The 19,105-nt window shown below is 68.2% G+C and carries 14 protein-coding genes; 11 read left to right on the top strand and 3 right to left on the bottom strand.

Annotation, left to right across the window (positions count from 1 at the left end):
• Window positions 1–15 precede the first annotated feature (15 nt).
• Window positions 16–366, bottom strand: a complete 351-nt coding sequence (locus D7X30_RS33935; protein ID WP_120567132.1) for a hypothetical protein — start codon at window positions 364–366, stop codon at window positions 16–18.
• Between the two features lie 387 nt (window positions 367–753).
• Between D7X30_RS33935 and D7X30_RS33930 the strand changes: the two genes are divergently transcribed.
• The 5 genes from D7X30_RS33930 to D7X30_RS33910 all read left to right on the top strand — a co-directional run bounded on the left by D7X30_RS33930 (window position 754) and on the right by D7X30_RS33910 (window position 10,599).
• A complete protein-coding gene (locus D7X30_RS33930) occupies window positions 754–3,345 on the top strand; it encodes a DEAD/DEAH box helicase (protein WP_233591952.1) in 2,592 nt (863 codons plus the stop codon).
• 3 nt (window positions 3,346–3,348) lie between these two features.
• Window positions 3,349–5,283, top strand: coding sequence for a hypothetical protein (locus D7X30_RS43215; RefSeq protein WP_233591950.1), 1,935 nt, complete (start codon window positions 3,349–3,351; stop codon window positions 5,281–5,283).
• The gene (locus D7X30_RS33920; RefSeq protein ID WP_120567131.1) at window positions 5,280–6,014 is read left to right on the top strand and encodes a hypothetical protein; all 735 of its coding nucleotides are present in this window, start codon (window positions 5,280–5,282) and stop codon (window positions 6,012–6,014) included. Before D7X30_RS43215 ends, D7X30_RS33920 begins: the two co-directional genes overlap by 4 nt.
• An 11-nt stretch (window positions 6,015–6,025) precedes the next feature.
• Window positions 6,026–7,420, top strand: coding sequence for an EH signature domain-containing protein (locus D7X30_RS33915; protein ID WP_120567130.1), 1,395 nt, complete (start codon window positions 6,026–6,028; stop codon window positions 7,418–7,420).
• A gap of 113 nt (window positions 7,421–7,533) precedes the next feature.
• Complete coding sequence (locus D7X30_RS33910; protein WP_120567129.1) at window positions 7,534–10,599, top strand: poly(A) polymerase; 3,066 nt, start codon at window positions 7,534–7,536, stop codon at window positions 10,597–10,599.
• A 23-nt stretch (window positions 10,600–10,622) separates the two neighbouring features.
• Here the strand turns inward: D7X30_RS33910 and D7X30_RS33905 are convergent, their stop codons facing one another.
• Window positions 10,623–11,804, bottom strand: coding sequence for a DUF6068 family protein (locus D7X30_RS33905; protein ID WP_120567128.1), 1,182 nt, complete (start codon window positions 11,802–11,804; stop codon window positions 10,623–10,625).
• Between the two features lie 375 nt (window positions 11,805–12,179).
• Here D7X30_RS33905 and D7X30_RS33900 point away from each other — a divergent pair, with 375 nt between their 5' ends.
• From D7X30_RS33900 to D7X30_RS33890, 3 genes are read left to right on the top strand one after another with little or no spacing between them, the layout of a single operon-like run.
• Window positions 12,180–12,953 carry a zinc-dependent metalloprotease gene (locus D7X30_RS33900; protein ID WP_120567127.1) on the top strand — a complete coding sequence of 258 codons (774 nt, stop codon included), beginning with the start codon at window positions 12,180–12,182 and terminating at the stop codon, window positions 12,951–12,953.
• Between the two features lie 3 nt (window positions 12,954–12,956).
• Entirely contained in the window at window positions 12,957–13,757 is an 801-nt protein-coding gene (locus tag D7X30_RS33895) for a serine protease (protein WP_120567126.1), read from the top strand.
• A 23-nt stretch (window positions 13,758–13,780) separates the two neighbouring features.
• Window positions 13,781–14,557, top strand: a complete 777-nt coding sequence (locus D7X30_RS33890) for a zinc-dependent metalloprotease (protein ID WP_120567125.1) — start codon at window positions 13,781–13,783, stop codon at window positions 14,555–14,557.
• 30 nt (window positions 14,558–14,587) lie between these two features.
• On the opposite strand, the gene D7X30_RS33885 is transcribed toward D7X30_RS33890, so the two are convergent.
• On the bottom strand, window positions 14,588–15,220 hold the full coding sequence (locus D7X30_RS33885; RefSeq protein WP_120567124.1) for a TetR/AcrR family transcriptional regulator: 633 nt from the start codon (window positions 15,218–15,220) through the stop codon (window positions 14,588–14,590).
• A gap of 96 nt (window positions 15,221–15,316) precedes the next feature.
• Between D7X30_RS33885 and D7X30_RS33880 the strand changes: the two genes are divergently transcribed.
• The 3 genes from D7X30_RS33880 to D7X30_RS33870 are packed head-to-tail and all read left to right on the top strand — an operon-like array spanning window position 15,317 to window position 19,104.
• Window positions 15,317–17,011 (top strand): acyclic terpene utilization AtuA family protein, encoded by a 1,695-nt coding sequence (locus tag D7X30_RS33880; protein ID WP_120567123.1) that lies wholly within the window; start codon window positions 15,317–15,319, stop codon window positions 17,009–17,011.
• A 36-nt stretch (window positions 17,012–17,047) separates the two neighbouring features.
• Window positions 17,048–18,214 carry an acyl-CoA dehydrogenase family protein gene (locus D7X30_RS33875; RefSeq protein WP_120567122.1) on the top strand — a complete coding sequence of 389 codons (1,167 nt, stop codon included), beginning with the start codon at window positions 17,048–17,050 and terminating at the stop codon, window positions 18,212–18,214.
• 11 nt (window positions 18,215–18,225) lie between these two features.
• The gene (locus D7X30_RS33870; protein WP_120567121.1) at window positions 18,226–19,104 is read left to right on the top strand and encodes an SDR family oxidoreductase; all 879 of its coding nucleotides are present in this window, start codon (window positions 18,226–18,228) and stop codon (window positions 19,102–19,104) included.
• The last annotated feature ends 1 nt before the right edge of the window (window position 19,105 follow it).

The following is a 19,105-nucleotide window of genomic DNA, read 5'->3' as shown; positions in this document are numbered from 1 at the left end:
ACCCGTCGGCGCGGCCTACGCGATCACCATCGCCGTCCCGTCATACAGAGAGACGTGCAGCGCTTCGCACCCGAGCATGCGCGCGATGAGTCCCAGTCTGTGCTCGCCGGAGATACCGGGCTCCGCGAGCAGTTCCAACGGAGCCGTCTTGACGACGGACCAGCCTCCGAGGCCGGCTCCAAGGGCCAGGGCCCACCGGTCGGAGGTCGCGCCGGTTCCGTACTGCATCCGGTCCCATGTCTCTCGCTTGCGCCGCACGTAGGGCCCTGCCACGAGCCCTTCCGCGAGGCAGATATCCCTGATGGCACGTCCCAGCGAGTCGAGATCGTCCGTCCGGAAGAGCGTCACCTGTCCCCAATCACCCATGGGCGCCGTATATCGAAAACAGGGATGCGAGTGCCGTCTTCAGGGCTTCCTCATGCCGTGAAGGCACGCAATAACCCGTATGGGTAATGGTTCGGCGGAGCCCGGGCAGGCTACTTCCCGCGGAGGGCCTTCCCCGTGAACTCAAGCTCTCGCGCTCAGAACCCACGCTGGTCCATTGAAGACGACCGGTTGTGCATCTCGTTGACAGCTCTGGACCCGGAGCTGTCCTCGCGCGTCCAGCTTCGCTGGGACGAGTGGACCTCGAAAGGGTGGGGTGAAGCTCAACGCCTGTGCTTCTCCCGGGAGCAATGGCTTGCGCTGGGTCGTCCCAGTGACGCGGGCGCGGACGAGGAGGAACGCGGGTGGCTGCGCGAGGAATGGGCCTCCTTGCAGCATCTGCTGATGGACCTGCTTGGACTTGAGACGCAGTCCATTCGCTGGGATGTCGTGGGCATCCCCGGTGGCGCGAGGGCCCAGTACAGGGTCCGGGTCGACGATGAGCCTGTCCTTGTGACGGGGAACGTCTTCCCCTGGGTGATGGCCCCTCAAGAGGGAGCGCCCCTCCCTCTGACTCCCACCGCCGCCTGGGCTTGCTCCGAAGCGCGCATCGCGACCCATGCATCCGCGCAGGAGCAACTGGCGGTGGTCATCCGGCTGCGAGGCCTGCTGGAGGACGTCACCGGGCTGCTCGGAGGCCGTATCCAGTTCAGTCCCTCTGGCTTTCTCAAGACCTTCGAGCCGCGCCCGGTGGCCCGGCTGGGATTGCGCTGGGAATCCGATCCCGAAGCCACGGAGCTCGTCTCCTTGCAGCCCTTCGCGGTCTTCGAGGATGGAACCCAGGCGCCGTTTCCTCTCTCCTCGGTGCGACCTGGAGGAATCGCGGGGAACGACAGCCGGCGGCCCTTGCTGCTTCCGGAGGGCACCGATGAGGTCCTGGCGCGGACCCGGCCTCTGCAGAAGCGATTGCCTGTCGACGTGACGCGGGAGCTGCACGACCCCTCGCTCCTGATTCCGGAGGGGCGGAACCTCGATTCCAGCCTGGACCTCTCGCAGTACTCACCCCGGGTCGCGGGGTTCGAAGTCCTGCGCGGGCGACAGCCCGGTGAGGGGCGTGAAGCGACCGGGCTCGACTGGTTCGAGCCGACGACGGCCGCTGAAGGCTTCGCGCTGACCCTTCATGTCGATGAGGGGCCTCTGCGGATCCAGTTGAACTCGCGCGAGGAGGCACTGGACGTCCTCCAGAAGAACGATGCCGCGTTGGCGGAAGGGAGTCCCAGCCCGCTGACGGTTGGGGGGCAGCAACTGGCTCCGAGCGAAGCACTGGGCCGCCAGCTTCGGATCGCGCTCAACCTGTCGGAGCCATCCTCGGAGGAGGGGGATGGCACGGAGGCGGCTGGTGGCGCGCCAAGGCCCGGAGGCAGGATTGGCGCCATCGTTCGGGACGTGGCGACTCCAGCCGGCGACGGGAAACGGTCACCTGAGCCGCCTCCCGTTCCCTGGGCGCAGTTGCGCGGTGCCCTCCAGAATGGAGTGGCCCTCAAGCCGCATCAGGAAGAGGGCCTGGCATGGCTGTGGCGGCACGCCCAGGCGGGGTCCCCTGGCGTCCTGCTCGCGGACGACATGGGATTGGGCAAGACCCTGCAGGTCGCGTGCTTCATGACCTTGAGGTTGCTCACGGCGGAGGGAATGGCGCGGCCCCAGCTCGTGGTCTGTCCGACCATCCTGCTCGATAACTGGAAGCAGGAACTCGCCCGCTTCTTCCAGGAGGACCTCTGGCGGACGCCCTTCATCCTGCATGGGGCGGAGCTCCGGGCCGTCAAGCGCGGGGACGGGCTCAACACCGAGTTCCTCGCGCAGCAGCGGTTGATCATCACCAACTACGAAACGCTGGGGGCCTACCAGCGCTCCTTGTTGAAGGTGGACTTCGACGTTGTCGTCTTCGACGAAGCGCACAACCTCAAGAACCCGGACACGTTGCGTTCTCGCGCCGCCAGGGCGCTCAAGCGTTCCTTCGCCGTCGCGCTCACGGGCACGCCGGTCGAGAACGAATTGTTCGATGTCTGGGCCATCTACGATGCGATCCAGAGCCGTGCGCCAAGGGTCTTCGGTCCGCGGACCTCCTTCCGGGAGGAACACGGCGGCGAGCAGGGGGCCGCCACGCTCCGGACCCGGTTGCGGTACCCATCCAACGACAGCACCCTCATGCGCCGCGAGAAGGCGGAGGCCCTCAAGGACCTTCCGGAGAAGCGCTACCAGCGTCATGCCGTCGAGATGACGGCGCTTCAGGAAGAGCAGGAGCGGCTCATCGCCCGGCAGGCTTCGCAGCGCGGAGCATTCTGGGCCCTCGCGGCGCTCCAGAAGCTCTACCAGCACCCCGCGCTGTTGACGGACGCGCGAGGGATGAACGCGGCGACCGCGCTCCGGGAGAGTCCGAAGACGCGCCTCTGCCTGGACCTGCTGGAACAGGTGGAGGGGAGGGCGAGCAGCGGGAGCGCGGAGAAGGCCCTCGTGTTTGTCCTCTCCCGCGCCATGCAGGAACTCTTGTCGGGGCTCATCAAGGAGAGGTTCCGGTTGGCGTCCGTCCCCATCATCAATGGAGAGCCAGAGAACCGCCGTGTGGCGCTGCAAGCCATCCAGACGTTCTCTCAAGCCAGGGGGTTCCAGGTCCTTCTCCTGAGTCCGCTCGCCGCGGGCGCTGGGCTCAACATCGTCGCCGCGAACCACGTCATTCATTACGGGCGTTGGTGGAACCCGGCGAAGGAAGACCAGGCCACGGACCGGGCCCACCGTATCGGTCAGGTCCGGCCCGTCCACGTCTACTACCCGCTGCTGCACCGGCAGGGCCGCGCGGAGGCGGGGTTCGACATGCGGCTCCACGAACTCGTCGAGCGCAAGCGCTCGCTGGCCCGCGACTTCCTGGCGCCCGTTCCAGAAGAAGCCCACCAGTTCTCAGGCGTGTTTCAAGAGGGGGAGGGCTGAACCATGTTCGACCTGTCGGTCTTGCAGGATGAGTCCCTGCGGATTCCGCTGCTGATCATCGTGACATTGACGCTCGTGTCGCTCGGCTCCGTGGCATGGCGCTGCAAGCGGCTGGCGCAAGCCATCCAGGACGTGGAGGTCCACCTGGAGGACCTGCTGTCCGGGCGGCGTGATGAGCCAGGCGCGCGAGACGAGGGCCGCGCGCTGTGGCGGGCCGTCCGCGAGCAGCTCGTTTTTCCTCCGGGGAAGCAGGAGGTCTCAGGTCCCATCCTCATGCGCTCGTCGCCCTCGCGAGAGCTGCGTGAGACCTGTCGCGCCTTGTTCCGGCACTCCATGGGGCACGGGATTGGAAGGAACCTGACGGGTATCGCCCTGGTCATGACCTTCGGGTTGCTGGGTGTCGTGCTGGTGGGGCCGGTCCAGGCGGCCCTGACCAGCACGGGCGCGGGAGGCGCTTCGCAGGCGGACCTGCTCTCGCAAGCCATTGGTAAGATGGGCGCCAAGTTCTTCATCTCCGCGGCGGGCCTGCTGGGAACGCTCTTCTTCCAGGCGTTCGCTTTCTCCTCCGAGCGACGGCTCCTGATGCGGCTGGATGCGATGCGCGCGAGCTTCGAGCGCATCACGCTCACCCTGGACGCGCACGAGATCTCCCTGGCTGCGGCCCGCCGGGATGCACTGGGCGCGCTGAAGACCGAAATCGTCCAGACCCGCAGGGACCTCTCCGACCGCCTGTCCCACCTGGAGAGCGTGGAGGTGTCCCTCCAGGACATCGGGACAGAGGTCCAGAAGAACTTCGGGACGATGATGAAGGAGCAGGTCGGGGACGTCATCACGCGGCAGCTGGGCTCCGTCGAGAAGGCGGTGCGCGACATCGCGACGGACCTCCAGCGCTCCATCTCAATGGGCTTCACGGCGGCCCTGCAGCTGGAGATGGCAGGTGTTCGCGCGCATCTGGACGCCATCCAGCAGGCGCTCGCGGGACAGCAGGAACATGACCTGGGGCGGATCCTCGAACAGCTTCGCGACTCCGTGTCGGGTGGCTTCCATACCCAGTCCCAGGACATGGCCCGCCAGATGGCGGGGCTCGTGGAGGTCCTGCCCCGGCTGGAACAACAGTTCGAGGTGATGACGCAGACCCTGGGCAGCCATGCGCGGCAGTGGGGCAGCGAGAACCAGCGCGCCGTCGAGGCGCTGGGCGAAAAGGTGTCCGAGTTGGTGGGGAGCTTCGACGGCGTCCGGGACAGGCTAGAGGGCAGCGGTTCCAACATCGTGAGCAGTTTCAAGGACGTGCTCACCGGGCTGCGGGAAAGCTCCGGAGAGATGGTGCGCCTCGCGGCGCAGGCCTCCCTGAACATGCAGTCGAACTCCGTGCAGCAGTCCGGCGTTCTTCGCAATCAGATGGAGGAGCTCCGCGTCCGGTCCGAGTCGGACATGGGGCAGTTCCAGGCCCAGTCGCAGGAGTTCGTCAGGGGCATGAGGGAGACCCAGGATGGGCTTCGCACCCTGACGAAGCAGATGAGCGACACCGCGGACAAGCTGGCTGCCGCCTCCCGAGGCGTGGGGGAGTCCCATCACAAGGCGGGCGCGGTCTCCACGAAGATGGATGAAGTGGCTCAGCGGTTGATTGATACGGCCAATGCCTTCCAGCGACTGTCCCAGGAGCGCTCGAGCGTCGTGAAGCAGGAGCAGACGCTCCTCAATGCCCAACGCGAGGCCGTGGACCGGGTGGGCCCGGTGCTCAATGCCTTGACCAAGACCTATGAGGACTCCGTCAGCCGGCAGGCCCAGATCCTGAGCAGCCAGTGGACGGAGGTCATGCGCCGACTCGACTCCGTGGTGGATCGCTCTTCAGGAGAGCTCGTCCAGGGCGTGGACGACCTCACGGAGACGGTGCAGCAGCTCAAGGAGTCCTTGAGGCCGCAGGTGGCGCGGCGATGAGTTCCTCGGGCGAAAGCAGTGACAGGTCGCTCGCGGACCTGATGGCGGGTGTCGCGGTGGTCTTCCTGCTCCTGGCCGTCATCTTCATCCTCGAAGCGCGCAAGCAGCGTGAGGAGGCCATCCGGGACAAGGAGGTCGCCATCGGCAAGGTGGACTCCCAGAAGGACGGGGTGCAGGCCTCGCTGGTGTCACTGCGGGAGGACCTTGTCGTCCTGAATGCGGACCTGGACGGGGGGTTCATCGCGCTGAGTGGGTTGGACGGTGGAGTGAACGCACTGGAGATCGAGTTCAAGAACCTCCAGTTCGGTCTGGGAGAGTGCCGCACGCCTCCTGCGTATGTGGAGCAGTTCCAGCAAGGCGCGGTTCCCCTCATCCATCGGGTCTGCGTGGCCGTGGATGCCATGCGTGACGCCGGGGCCGAGCCGTCCATCATCCTCGAAGGCCACACGGACGACCGTCCGTTCCTGGGGACCAGCGGCGAGTGCGGCGTGCGCAATGGGGTTGCCCGCTTCAGCTTCGAGAACAACGTCCGGGCCAGCGCATCCCGTGCGCAGGAGGTGTTCTTCACGGTGCGGGACCAGCTCAAGGACGCTGGCTACGAACGCGACTGCCTGGATGCGAACTTCGTGGTTTCGGGACGGGGCCAGACCGCACCCCGGCCTGGGACCGCCGGGAGTGAGCCGTCCAACCGCCGGCTCGTGCTTCGTGTTCGCGGCGACTTGCGATTGTAGCGGGGGGCTCCATGGGACTGGACGACTGGCTCGATGAGATAGGCGAACGGCAGAAGGTCGTCCTGGCCGGGCTCGGGACGTTCCAGCAGCAGGTGGAAGAGGGGATGCAGCAGCTCTTCCTCCGAGTGGAGACAGCCCAGCAGCGTGCGGATGACCGTGAGCCCGACCGCCTCGTCAGGATGCGGCAGACGTTGGACGTCGCAGCGGTGCTCAAGAAGCTGCATGCGCGAGACTTCGCCAGCCTGACGCGACGGGAGCGACGCGCGGTGCCGGGCCTATGGCGTGAGGTGGGCCCGGAGCACATGGCCTGGTTCCTCGACCAGAGCCCGGAGAGTCTGCCCCGGCTGGTGCGGCAGCGGCTCCGTGACTGGAGCTCATCCGAGGACGCCGCTTCGCAACGCGGCTGGGCGAAACTGGCGGGTCGGCGTCCCCTGGAGAAGAGCGCCTTGCGGTGGGTGCTTCCCATGTCCGTCGAAGAGGCACTGGGGCCTGATGGGCCAGGCACGCTGGCGAAGCATTGGCTGGCCCATCCCGTGGTGGATGTGGTCGGGATGCTCAAGAACTCCGGTCTCAAGCCCGGGAACTCCTACGCTGGGCATGTCATCGCGAAGTACCTGCTACGGAGGCTTCAGGCCCGGCAGGACGTGGCGGAGGGATTGAAGTTCCTCGTGGATGAGCCCCTGGGGCGGTCGTGGATGCCGCACAACAACACGGATGAGGTCGCGGTTTCGGCTCCGCTGGAGGCCCGTGTCGCGGTGGTCGCCGCCACCTTGGCGTGCTGGGGGAATGGCCAGATTGCGTCTGACGTTCGGGGTCGGCTCGAGGAACGGCTGATCGCCAGGGACAGTGTCTTCGGCGATCCCCGGCTGACGACCTTGACCCAGGCGTGGCAGGCCGTACGTGCATTGGGGGAAGCGGCGTTCGATGAGTTCCTGGCCGCGCTCATCCAGCAGGACCTGGAGTTCTTCTTCGAGCGCGCGATGCACGAACAGGACCGGCGGAAGTTCTGGTTGAACTACCTGGGCTCCATCCGTCGGACCACCTGCTGGCTGGACTCAGCGACGTATGACGCCCTGCACTCGAAGTTCGCGACGCTGCCCGTCGAACAGCAAGCCGCGTTCCGACGGGCGAATCGGCTTCCGCAGGGCGATGTCAGTGCGTTCGAGTTGTCCTTCGAGAGGCTCGTGGCGGTGGAGTTCTCAAGGACTGGAAACGCCACCTACATCTACGAGCATGGAGAACCGACGCAGGTGCTGAGACGCAGGGCCGTTGAACATGCAAGCCATTTCAAGCACAGGGGCGCGACACGGTTGATCCACACACCTGGGTGGCAACTTCGCTTCGAGCAGGCACTCCTGGACCTGGGAATCGCGAAGGACCGCCGTGTGAAACGCAACGTGCGCTGAGCCGCTGGACCTTGCGATGGGCGTGTCAGGCGGACTCAAGTCGTCGCGTCAACGCGGCGCGTGCGCGGCCCATCTTGGCGTGCCTTCCAGTACCCTTCGCCAAGAGCTCCGCCATGTCCCAGGAACGCTTCACGACCAGCCGCGAGGTGTATCACCGGATCCGGTGGGACTCGCGGCATGACACCCGCGAGTTCGTCGTCGGTTACGACGCGCACCGTGGCGCGATGGAGGAGATGCCCTTCGAGGCGTTCGTCCCCGATGGCGAGATTCCATGGCACCGCGTCTGGTACTTCAAACGCGGGACCCAGGTGGTGTGGGACCGCAAGGCGCGCATCGACCTCCTGAGCAACTCCCGGCCCGTGGAGGAGTCCGCGCCTCCTCTTCCCGTCACGGTGCCGGGGTTCACGTCCTTGCCCGCGTGGCGGTACGACGCACGCTCGGGCGCATGGGCCCAGGCCTCCCGTGATCCGGGCCACGCGCTTCCCGCCGCGGCGCCGTTCACCGTTGCCACCTTCAACGTCCTCTTCGACCTGTACGACGCGGAGTTGCTGGCGAGCGAGCGCAGGACTCCGGCGGCGCTCGCGCTGCTCCGTGAGACTGGCGCGGACGTCATCGCTCTTCAGGAAGTCACCCCGTCGTTCCTCAAAGCCCTGCTCGCGGAACCCTGGGTGCGTGAGCGCTACTGGATGTCTGACGATCCCGGTGCGCACACCGTGACGCCCTACGGACAGGTGCTCCTGTCGCGCGTGCCGCTCGCTTCCGTGTGGCAACGCGTCTTCTCTCGCGACAAGCGCATCATCACCGCCGAGCTTCATCTCTCGGGCGGCACCCTGTGGGTGGCCACGCCGCACCTGACGAGCGACCGGGACGCGTCAGGAGCCTCCGCGCGCGCCGTGCAGGTCGAGGCCCTCCTCGAATGGGCCCGCGTGCTCGGTTCCACGAGCGATACCGAGGCGCCGGACCTGGTGCTGGCCGGTGACTTCAACTTCGGCGACGGTGCACCGGAAGCGGAGTCTTTCGCGCGTGCCGGCTTCGTGGATGCGTGGCCCACGCTGAGACCTTCGGAAACGGGGGAGACGTTCAACCCCCGGTTGAACGGCCTGGCGGCGCTCACCACCGTCTCGGGAGCGCTCCGGCGATTGGACCGGGTGCTGGTGGCGTCTCCTTCGGGCCGGCTCGCTCCTGAGTCCGTGGAGCTCTTCGGCGAAGCGCCCTTGTCGGGGCCGCCCGGGCCCAGCGGACAGGTCCTCTTCGCTTCGGATCACTTCGGACTGCGCTGTGTCCTGCGGCGTGATGCGGTCGCATCCCTCGTGGGACTCACCGCGCGCTCCTCCACGGCGCTGGTCCACCACACGGCCCTGGTGCTCATCCCTCCTGACGATGTCTGGGGCCCCATCCAGGCACTGCGCAAGAAGCACGACGCGAAGTTCCAGCGGTGGATGCCTCACATCACGCTGCTGTATCCCTTCGTTCCGGAAGAGGACTTCGAGACGGCGGAAGCCATCCTCGTGGATGCCCTCCAGGGCTTCGAGCCCTTCGACGTGACGCTCTCCACGTTCGGCCACTTCGAGCACCGCGCCAACGCCACAGCGTGGCTCCGCCCCGATGACCAGCCCTCCGGCGCGCTGGCGGCCCTGCACGCGAAGCTCGTGGCGGCCCTGCCTGAATGCGCCTCGTCCGCCCACGGTGGCTTCACGCCCCACCTCTCCGTGGGACAGCTCCCGCTCTCCGCGGACATCGTCCGCACGCTCGGCGAGTGGCAGCGCGCATGGCGACCGCTGAAGTTCCGCGTGGGCGAGCTCTGCCTCATCCGGAGGAAGGGTGACACGCCCTTCGAAGTCATCCGGCGCATTCCCCTGGCACAGGCGCCCCGCGCAATCCCGGAGCATGAAGACGCTCCGCTGCGCGATGCACTGGCCTCCATCGGCGCCGTCGAGTCACACGAAGGGCACGCCGCCAGGACCGCCGCGGTGGATCAACTGCGCCAGCATTGCGAACGGATCGGCGCCACGCTGCATCCGTATGGCTCCTATCTCCTGGGCACGGATGGCGCGGGCAGTGACGTGGACGCGGTCGCCATCGGACCGGCTGAGCTGTCCCGCGACGCCTTCGCGCAAGCGCTCCTCCAGGAACTGGCACCGGGCACGGCCCGCTACGTGGCGGACGCAGCCATCCCGCTGGTGAAGCTCTCCCTCGGGGGCGTGAGCTTCGACCTGGCCTATGCGAGCCGTCCGGAGGGCGTGCCCCCGGATGACCCTCTGACGCTGCTCGAGCGGCACAGCGAGCAGCTCGACCCCGCGGGCCTCCGGGCCGTGTTGGGCCTGGCGGACACGTTGGGCGTGATGGACGCCATCGCACGTGACGCCGAACGGACCGCGCGGTTCCGGACCCTGCTGCGCGCGGTGAAGGCCTGGGCCCGGGCCCGGGGCATCTACTCGCACGCGCTGGGCTACCTCGGGGGACTGTCGTGGACGCTGCTGGCGGCCTGGGCCTGCACCCGCGCGACTCCGGATGCCATGCGGTCCGACGCGGCGCTGCTCTCGCACTTCTTCGGCACCTTCTCCTCCTGGCCGTGGCCCCAGCCGGTGACGCTCACGGCCGCAACGGCGCGCTACCGGCCCGAAGGCAAGCGCGACCTCCTTCCCGTCATCGCCCCCGCGCTCCCGGCTCGAAACACCGCGCGCAACGTGTCGCGGTCCACCTACCGCGTCATCCGGGAGGAACTGCTCCGTGCCCGCGAGCTGGTGGTCAAGGCCCGCTCCTCCCGCATGCCTTCCGCCTGGGCTGCGCTCTTCCAGCCCCTGGGCGCCAACGAGACCCCATCGGCCGCGTTGCGCCTGTCCGTCGAGGCACCCACCGGCGAGGACCGGGAGGTCGTCGCGGGTTGGGTCCTCGGACATGTCACGGCCCTGGTGTACCGGCTGGAGGGAGACCGGCGTCTCTCGGTGCGTCCGATGCAATCCGCACAGGCCGCGGGAACGCTGCTCATCGGTCTGGACGTGCGCGAGGCACGGGACGCGGCTGCGTTGTCGTGGCAGCCGTCCAGTCCGCTGTTCGCGGCCGTGGAGGCGTTCCGCGCGTCCTTCCAGGAATGGACGCACCGCCCATCCGGCGCGGTGCTCCAGGTCGAATGGGTGCGAGGCCATGACAGCGCACGGAGCGACACACCCGCTCCGTAACGCGTGTCACCCGGACGCCCGCGTCACTTCTGTCCCGCGAGCCACGAGCCCCAGCGCACGATGCGCGTGCCGCCCTCCGGCTCGCGCTTGCCGCCCGTCACCACGCGGTCGGTGCTGTTGGCGAGCGGCTGGAAGCGCGCCTCATACGGCAGGCCCGCGAGCCCCGGCGCCCACGGGTCGGCCGCGTAGGTATCGGTGAAGACGCGCTGGGTGCCTTCGACGTCCTCGTTGCTCTGGGTGATGAGGGCGGGCACGTCGTGTCCCTCCGCGCTGAACGTGCCCCGGGTGCCGTTGGCCGCCGCGGCGGGCGGCCAGTCCTCCGTGAACACCACCTCCGACGGCAGCCCCATCAGCAGCTCCTCCAGGGGCTCCGGCTCGGCCTGGGAGAAGTCGGAGCAGGGGGCGGCATTGGCGTCGACGGGGCCCTCGGTGCGCAGGAGGTAGCCGCGCTCCGCGCTGAAGCACACGCGCTGCACGCCGGGCGCGGGGCCCACGTCCACGTATCGCTCGTAGTACGCGCCCGGGCCCAGGGGCCGCTCCAGCGCGGGCACCGGGGCGCTGGCCTCGGCCGAGCCCTCACGGACCTCTTGCAGCTTCAGCTGGTATCCGCCCGGCACGCGGAAGCCGGCGGACTCCGTGCTCGCTTCAATCAGGCCACGGGCGAGGTACAGCGGGCCTGGAGCGTTGGCGTACACGCGCGTGCGCAGGGGACCGTCGAAGGAGCGCTGGTCGCTGACGTAGCGCACGGCCTCCCAGCTACGGCCCGCGCTGGAGGCGACCTCGGCGGTGGCCGTGCCTCCGCGCGGCACGTCCAGCGGGCGCGACACGTCCGCGCGCACGGGGATGATCAGGTCCTGCGCCAGCCTCACCTGGGACAGCGGCCTGCCGCCTTCATCGCGGTAGGCCGCGCGCACCCAGACCCAGGGTTGCTGCACGGCCACCACTTCCAGCGTCAGCTGGCCCTGGATCGTGCGCGCGGTGCCGCCGCCGCGAGGCTCGGGGCCCCGCGTCGCATTGAAGGAGTAGGTGACGCGGTCACCCACGCGAGCGCGCGCCCAGGCCTCGGAGGCCTGTACGGATGCCGCGTCCTGGGCCCGCGTGTCGGATGCGGAAGGGCCGCTCGACTTCGTGCTCTCGCAGCCGGGGAGGAACGACAGGGCCGCACCCAACAGCGCGGCGAGGGGGAGGGAAGGGCGCATGGTCATGGGACGGGAAATACCGGGAGTGGATTCAATTCGCAGCTATCGCACGTTCTGTGCGTTTTTCCTGAATAGTGGGAGTAAATGCGACCCAGGGGAGGGTGACTGATGAAAAGACACCCGTGTCCGAAAATCAGTGGGTTGCGGGATGACAGGTAAAAACCACGTCACAACAAGCACTTGCGACCCAAAACGTTACAGTTCGTTACGCTCACATTCTTGGAAGCTGGAGTGCTGGCGCTCCAAGCAATTCAACAAAAGCCAGTTATTCCCTCTGGAGCGCGGCTGGCCCGGCAGTTGCTCAGTGGCTGGGCAAGCTGTCCGCGGCTGACGGGAAGGTCAGGCGGCAGCGGATCTCCCCCGAACGCAGAGGAACGACGAATGTTCAAGAAGGCGGCAGTCCTCGTGGCGAGCTGTGGTGCGTTGCTGTCTGGCTGCGGTACCGACCTGGAGAGCGAGAACCAGGAGATCGTCTCCAACCTGGTCGAGGCCGGGTTCCCCGCGGACGACATCATGATCGCTGACGGCCAGGTGTACGTGGGCCGCGACGCGCACGTGACCCTGGAGGCCTCGCGCGAGATGCTCCAGCCTGCGGACAAGGCGACCCAGGAGCAGTACCGCACGACGAACCTCGTCAGCTCCACCAAGACGAAGATCTGCATCAACCCGACGTCCGGGTTCAACAGCTACAGCCGCCTGAGCCAGGGCCTGGACCTGGCCATCCAGAACTACAACCAGCGCGGCCTGAGCTTCACGATGGCGCGTGGCCCCACCACGGGCTGCAGCGCGAACATCACCGCGACGACCATGTCCGGCGCCGGCGGCTCCGCGGGCTTCCCGTCGGGCGGCAACCCCTACGGCACCATCAACATCGGCACCGGCCTGCAGAGCTACAGCGTGGACGTGAACGAGCACGTCATCACGCACGAGCTGGGTCACGCGGTCGGCTTCCGTCACTCTGACTACTACAACCGCGCCATCAGCTGCGGCGGCGCCGCCTCCAACGAGGGCACCGCGGGCGTGGGCGCCATCCTCATCAGCGGCACGCCGAGCACCGCGACGGTGGGCGGCTCCATCATGAACTCCTGCTTCCGCTCGACGGAGACCGGTGAGTTCACCAGCTCCGACATCACGGCGCTGAACGCCCTCTACTAAGCGATGGCGTTGCGGCCCCTTGAGTCCTTCATGAGTCCGAGGGGTCGCATCCTCGCGGGCACCTTCATCCTCCTGGGCCTTGCGGCCTGTGGAAAAGAGAAGGTGCCCGCGGTTTCCCATCCGGTGGTGTGTGAGGACCCCGCGGCGTCGCGGGTGCGTCCGCCTCCGGAGGTTCGCGGCCAGACGCAGTGTGGCCCGACCGCTGACTTGACCCCCATCAACAGCTACCAGGGCGAGTTCGCGGACGTCGCGCAGACGGTCGAGGACGCGGTCGTCCTGATTGACGGGCGCTGCACCGGAACACTGATTGAAGCGAGCGCGGGTCCCGTGGTGGTGACGGCGGGGCACTGTGTCGCGCTCGGTGACCGGTCGCTCATCGTCTTCAACTTCGAGGAACAGTCTGACGGAGACCCGCTCATCACCGAGGGCACCGTCATCGAGCAATCGCTCGAACCCGACTACGCGCTCATCCAGCTCGACGTGACTCCCGAGGTCACGCCGGTCCTGCTGTCGGCCGTTCCCAGCGAGAGGCTGGCCATCATCCAGCACCCTCGGGGCAAGCCCAAGTCCATCGCCGAAGGCGAGTACCTGGATGCCTGCAATTCGCTGGTCTACTACGTGGACCTGGACACCCTGGTCGGAAGCTCAGGCGCGGGCGTGCTCAACCGTCAGGGCCAACTGGTGGGCGTCCACACCGACGGCGATTGCGACAAGACCGGCCGTGGCGCCAACCGGGGCTGGACGACGGAAGCGATTGTCGCGGCGTCTCCGTACCTGGTGGACGCCGACATCGTCGCGCGCTGAAGCCAGACCGAGGGGAGACGACCATGTTCAAGAGAGCGGCAGTGCTCGTGGTGGGCTGTGGTGCGTTGCTGTCCGGCTGCGGGACCGACCTGGGGCAGGAGCACCAGGAGATCGTCTCCAACCTGGTCGAGGCGGGATTCCAGCCCGGCGACATCCAGGTCGTGGACGAATCCGTCTACGTGGGCGGCGACGGGCAGGTGAGCGTCGAAGCGTCCCGCGAGATGCTCCAGTCCGGTGGTGACAGCGCGGAGCAGTACCGGACGACGAACGTCATCAACAAGGCGCTCGTGAGGCGGATCTGCATCAACCCCACGTCCTCGTTCAACAGCTACAGCCGCCTCAGCCAGGGCCTGGACCTGGCCATCCAGAACTACAACGCGCTGGGCCTGTGCTTCACGATGGTGCGGGGCCCGTCCACCGGCTGCAACGCGAACATCACCGCGGCGACCGTGGCGGGCATGGCCTACAACTCGGGCTATCCTTCCGGGGGCCTTCCCTACGGGACCATCAACATCGGCACGGGGTGGAACACCGCGCCGCTCGACACGGTCGAGCACATCATCACCCACGAGCTGGGGCACGCGCTCGGCATGCGCCACTCGGACTACTACTCCCAGGTGATCAGCTGTGGCACCGGCGGCAGCGAGGGCACTGCGGGCGTAGGGGCCATCCTCATCCCCGGCACGCCCTCCACGTCCTACGTGAACGGGTCCATCTTCAACGCCTGCCTCCCCGCGAACCCGACCGGTGAGTTCACCAGCACGGACATCACCGCGCTGAGCTACCTCTACCGCTGCTGAGCCCGGCAGAAGGCAGACGCGCGACCGGGCTCAGTCCGCCTGCGTCGCGCGCTTGGGCGCGAGCTGCGCTTCGAGCGTCCGCGCCCAGTGGGCCAACACCTTGCGGCGCCGGGCCGTGTCGTCGTGGAGCAGGTTCGCCAACGCCAGGCCGCGCAGCAGGTCCAGCGTCGCACGCACGGCGTCGCGGACGTCGCGGTCGCGCTCATCGAGCCCCAGCAGCTCGACAGTGAGCCGGTGCACCTCGCGGCCGACGTGCGTCTCCAACGGCAGCAGGATGGCCTTCAGCTCTTCATCCGCCACGGCCGCCACCCAGAGATGCGTCGCGGCGGTGAAGAGCGGACCGGCGTAAACGTCGTGGAGCAGGTTCAGCAGCGGCTCGACGCGCCGCCGGCTCTCCGGCAGGCCCTTCGCGCGCCGCACCAGCTCCTCGACCTGCTGGCGGAAGACGTGCTCGACGGCCGCCGCGACCAGGGCCGCGCGCGTCGGGAAGTGGTGCTGACAGGCGCCGCGTGACACTCCCGCGCGCTCCGCGATGGCTCCCATGGTCGCCCCCGCCCAGCCCTTCTCCACCAGCACTTCGATGGCGGCCGTCATCAGCTTCTGCCGCGTCACCCGGCTGCGCTCCTGCTCCTGCCGCGTCGTTCCGCTCGCCGTGCCGCTCATGGGGCCACAGTGTTGCGGCGGGAAGAAAAAAGCAATCGTGATTGCTTTATTCGGACGTGGGGGACAGACTCGCCGCTCCCTGGCTCAGGAGGTGCGATGGACGCGCGTTCGCTGCGTATCGGCAATGCATCCGGCTTCTACGGCGACCGCTTCTCCGCGTTCCGGGAGATGCTGGAGGGCGGTCCGCTGGACGTCCTCACCGGCGACTACCTGGCGGAGCTGACCATGCTCATCCTGGGGCGCGACCGGCTGAAGAACCCGTCGGGCGGGTACGCGCGGACGTTCCTGCGCCAGATGGAGGAGACGCTCGGCCTCGCGGTGGAGCGCAAGGTCCGCATCGTCGCGAACGCGGGGGGCCTCAACCCGGAGGGGCTCGCGAACGACCTGCGCGCGCTCGCCACGAAGCTTGGGTTCACCGTCAACATCGCGCACGTCGAAGGCGATGACCTCGTCGGACGCGCGGACGAACTGGGCTTCGACCAGCCCCTCACGGCGAACGCGTACCTCGGTGGCTGGGGCATCGCCGCGTGCCTGGACGGGGGCGCGGACATCGTTGTCACGGGGCGCGTGACGGACGCATCGCTCGTCGTCGGTCCCGCGGCCGCCCACTTCGGCTGGAAGCGTGACGACTGGGACTGCCTCGCGGGCGCCATGGTCGCGGGCCACGTCCTGGAATGCGGAGCCCAGGCGACCGGCGGCAACTTCGCGCGCTTCGGTGAAGTCGACGTGCGCCGGCCCGGATTCCCGCTCGCGGAGATCTTCGCGGACGGCTCCAGCATCATCACCAAGCATCCGCACACTGGCGGCGCCGTCACCGTGGACACCGTGAAGGCCCAGCTCGTCTATGAGATTGGCGGGGCCCGCTACGCCGGCCCTGACGCGACGGCGCGCTTCGACACCATCGTGGTGGACGCCGACGGCACCGACCGCGTGCGCCTGTCAGGCGTGCGCGGCGAGCCGCCTCCTCCGGACGTGAAGGTGTGCCTGAACCGCCTGGGCGGCTTCCGCGGCGACGCCCAGTTCGTGCTCGTTGGTCTGGACATCGAGGAGAAGGCCGCGCTCGTGCGGGCGCAGCTCGACGCGACGCTCAAGCCCCGGCCCGCCGAGGTCCTCTACACGCTCGCGCGCACCGACCACGCCGACGCTCCGAGCGAGGAGCAGGCGTCCGCGACGCTGCGGGTCACCGTGAAGGATGCCGACCCGAAGGTCGCTGGCCGTTCCTTCAGCGGCGCCGTGGTGGAGCTCGCCCTGTCCAGCTACCCCGGCTTCTTCCTGCCCGCGTTGCCCGGCGATGCTTCGCCCTTCGGCGTCTACACCGCGGCCTATGTGGATGCGCGGAAGGTGCCGCACGTCGCGGTGCTCCCGGATGGCCGGCGCATCGACGTGCGCCCTACGGAGGAGACGCGGGGGCTCGAAGCCGTCCCCGCGCCGTCGCTGCCCGCGGCGCTGCCGCCCGGACCCTGCCGGCGTGTGCCGCTCGGCCAGGTGGCCCTGGCGCGCAGCGGAGACAAGGGCGGGGACGCGAACATCGGCGTCTGGGTCCGCTCCGACGAGGCCTGGCGCTGGCTGGTGCACACGCTCACGGAGGAGCAGCTGCGCGCGCTGCTTCCGGAGGCGCGGGAGCTCAAGGTCCAGCGGCACGTGCTGCCCAACCTGCGCGCCCTGAACTTCGTCATCGAGGGCCTGCTGGGCGAGGGCGTCTCATCCTCCACCCGCTTCGACCAACAGGCCAAGGCGCTCGGCGAGTGGCTGCGCTCGCGCCATGTCGACGTCCCTGAATCGCTTCTGTAGCGCCTTCGCACGCGCCCGATTCCACCGAGGAAGCCCATGCAGCAGACCCAGGAACACCGCGCCATCCGCCAGACCGTCCGCAAGTTCGTGGAACAGGAGCTGAACCCGCACGTCGACGCCTGGGAGGCCGCGGAGATCTTCCCGGCACGGGAGGTCTTCAAGAAGCTGGGCGAGCTCGGGCTGCTCGGCATCACCAAGCCCACGGAGTTCGGCGGGCTGGGGCTGGACGCGTCGTTCTCCGTCGCCTTCGCGGAGGAGCTGGGGCACTGCACCTGTGGCGCGCTGCCCATGGCCATCGGCGTCGTGACGGACATGGCCACGCCCGCGCTCGCGCGCTTCGGCAGCGATGCGCTGCGGCGGGAGTTCCTGGCGCCCACGCTCACGGGCGAGCGCGTCTGCTCCATCGCGGTGAGCGAGCCCGGTGCCGGCTCCGACGTGGCGAGCGTGACGACCACGGCGCGCCGCGACGGTGACGACTACGTCATCGACGGCAGCAAGATGTGGATCACCAACGGCATGCAGGCGGACTGGGTTTGCCTGCTCGCCAACACGGGTGACGGGCCCGCGCACGCGAACAAGTCGCTCATCATCGTGCCCATGGATCGCCCCGGCATCACGCGGTCGAAGATCCGCAAGCTCGGCATGTGGGCGTCCGACACGGCGCAGCTCTTCTTCGACGGCGTGCGTGTCCCGGCGCGCTTCCGCATCGGCGACGAGGGCCGCGGCTTCGCGATGCAGATGCAGCAGTTCCAGGAGGAGCGGCTGTTCGTGTCGGCGAGCACCCTGGTCACCTTCGACCGGCTCATCGCGCAGACGGCGGAGTACACGCGCCAGCGCAAGGCCTTTGGCCAGTCCATCCTCGACAACCAGAGCGTGCACTTCCGGCTCGCTGAGTTGCAGACGGAGGTGGAGGCGCTCCGGGCGCTCATCTACCGGACCGTGGGCATGTACATCGAGAACAAGGACGACCCGGAGGTCGTGAAGCTCGCCTCGATGTGCAAGCTCAAGTCGGGCCGGCTTGCCCGCGAGCTCGTCGACGGCTGCCTCCAGTACTGGGGCGGCATGGGCTTCACCTGGGACAACCCCGTCGCCCGCGCCTACCGGGACCTGCGTCTGGGGTCCATCGGCGGCGGCGCCGACGAGGTGATGCTCGGAATCATCAGCAAGGCCATGGGAACGCTGCCCCGCAAGGCGCGCGGCTGAGGAGCTACACGATGGGATACCGTTCAGTCTTCGCCCCGAATTCCTTCGCGGGCCGCACCATCATCGTCACCGGCGCCGGCAGCGGCATTGGCCGGTGCACCGCGCACGAGCTCGCGTCGCTCGGCGCGCACATCGTCCTCGTGGGCCGCAAGCCGGAGAAGCTCTCGAAGGTCGCCGAGGAGCTCTCCGCTGAGGGCCACGCGTCCACGCAGCACTCCGTGGACATCCGGGACGAGGCCGCGGTGCGCGACATGGTCGCCGCCGTCGTCCAGAAGCACGGCCGCATCCACGGGCTCGTGAACAACGCGGGCGGGCAGTTCCCGTCGCCGCTGTCGCAGATCTCCAAGAAGGGCTTCGAGGCGGTCGTCTCGACGAACCTCACCGGCGGCTTCCTGGTCGCGCGCGAGGTGTTCACCCAGTCCATGAGTGAGCACGGCGGCGCCATCGTGAACATGCTCGCGGATGCCTGGAACGGCATGCCGGGCATGGGGCACTCGGGCGCGGCGCGCGCCGGCATGTTCAACCTGACGCAGACGGCCGCCGTCGAGTGGGCCGCCTCCGGGGTTCGCGTCAACGCGGTCGCGCCCGGTTGGGTCGCCTCCAGCGGGCTGGACACCTACGAGGACCCCTTCGTCCGCGAGATGATCCCCTTCCTGCGAAAGCAGGTGCCCCTGCACCGGCTGGCCACCGAGGCGGAGGTGAGCGGCGCCATCGTGTTCCTGCTCTCCGACGTGGCGGCGTTCATCACCGGCGAGGTCATCCGCATCGACGGCGGCGCGTCCTGCAACACCAAGGCGTTCCCGCTTTCGGAGCACGACAACTCGAAGCCCTACGACGGGTTCCACCTAGCCAAGGGGCCCGCCATCCTCGACGGCCCGAAGGAGAAGTGAC

Source organism: Corallococcus sp. AB011P (genome assembly GCF_003611605.1).
In the GTDB taxonomy this organism is placed as follows: domain Bacteria; phylum Myxococcota; class Myxococcia; order Myxococcales; family Myxococcaceae; genus Corallococcus; species Corallococcus coralloides.
This window is presented reverse-complemented; position numbering and strand designations above follow the sequence as displayed.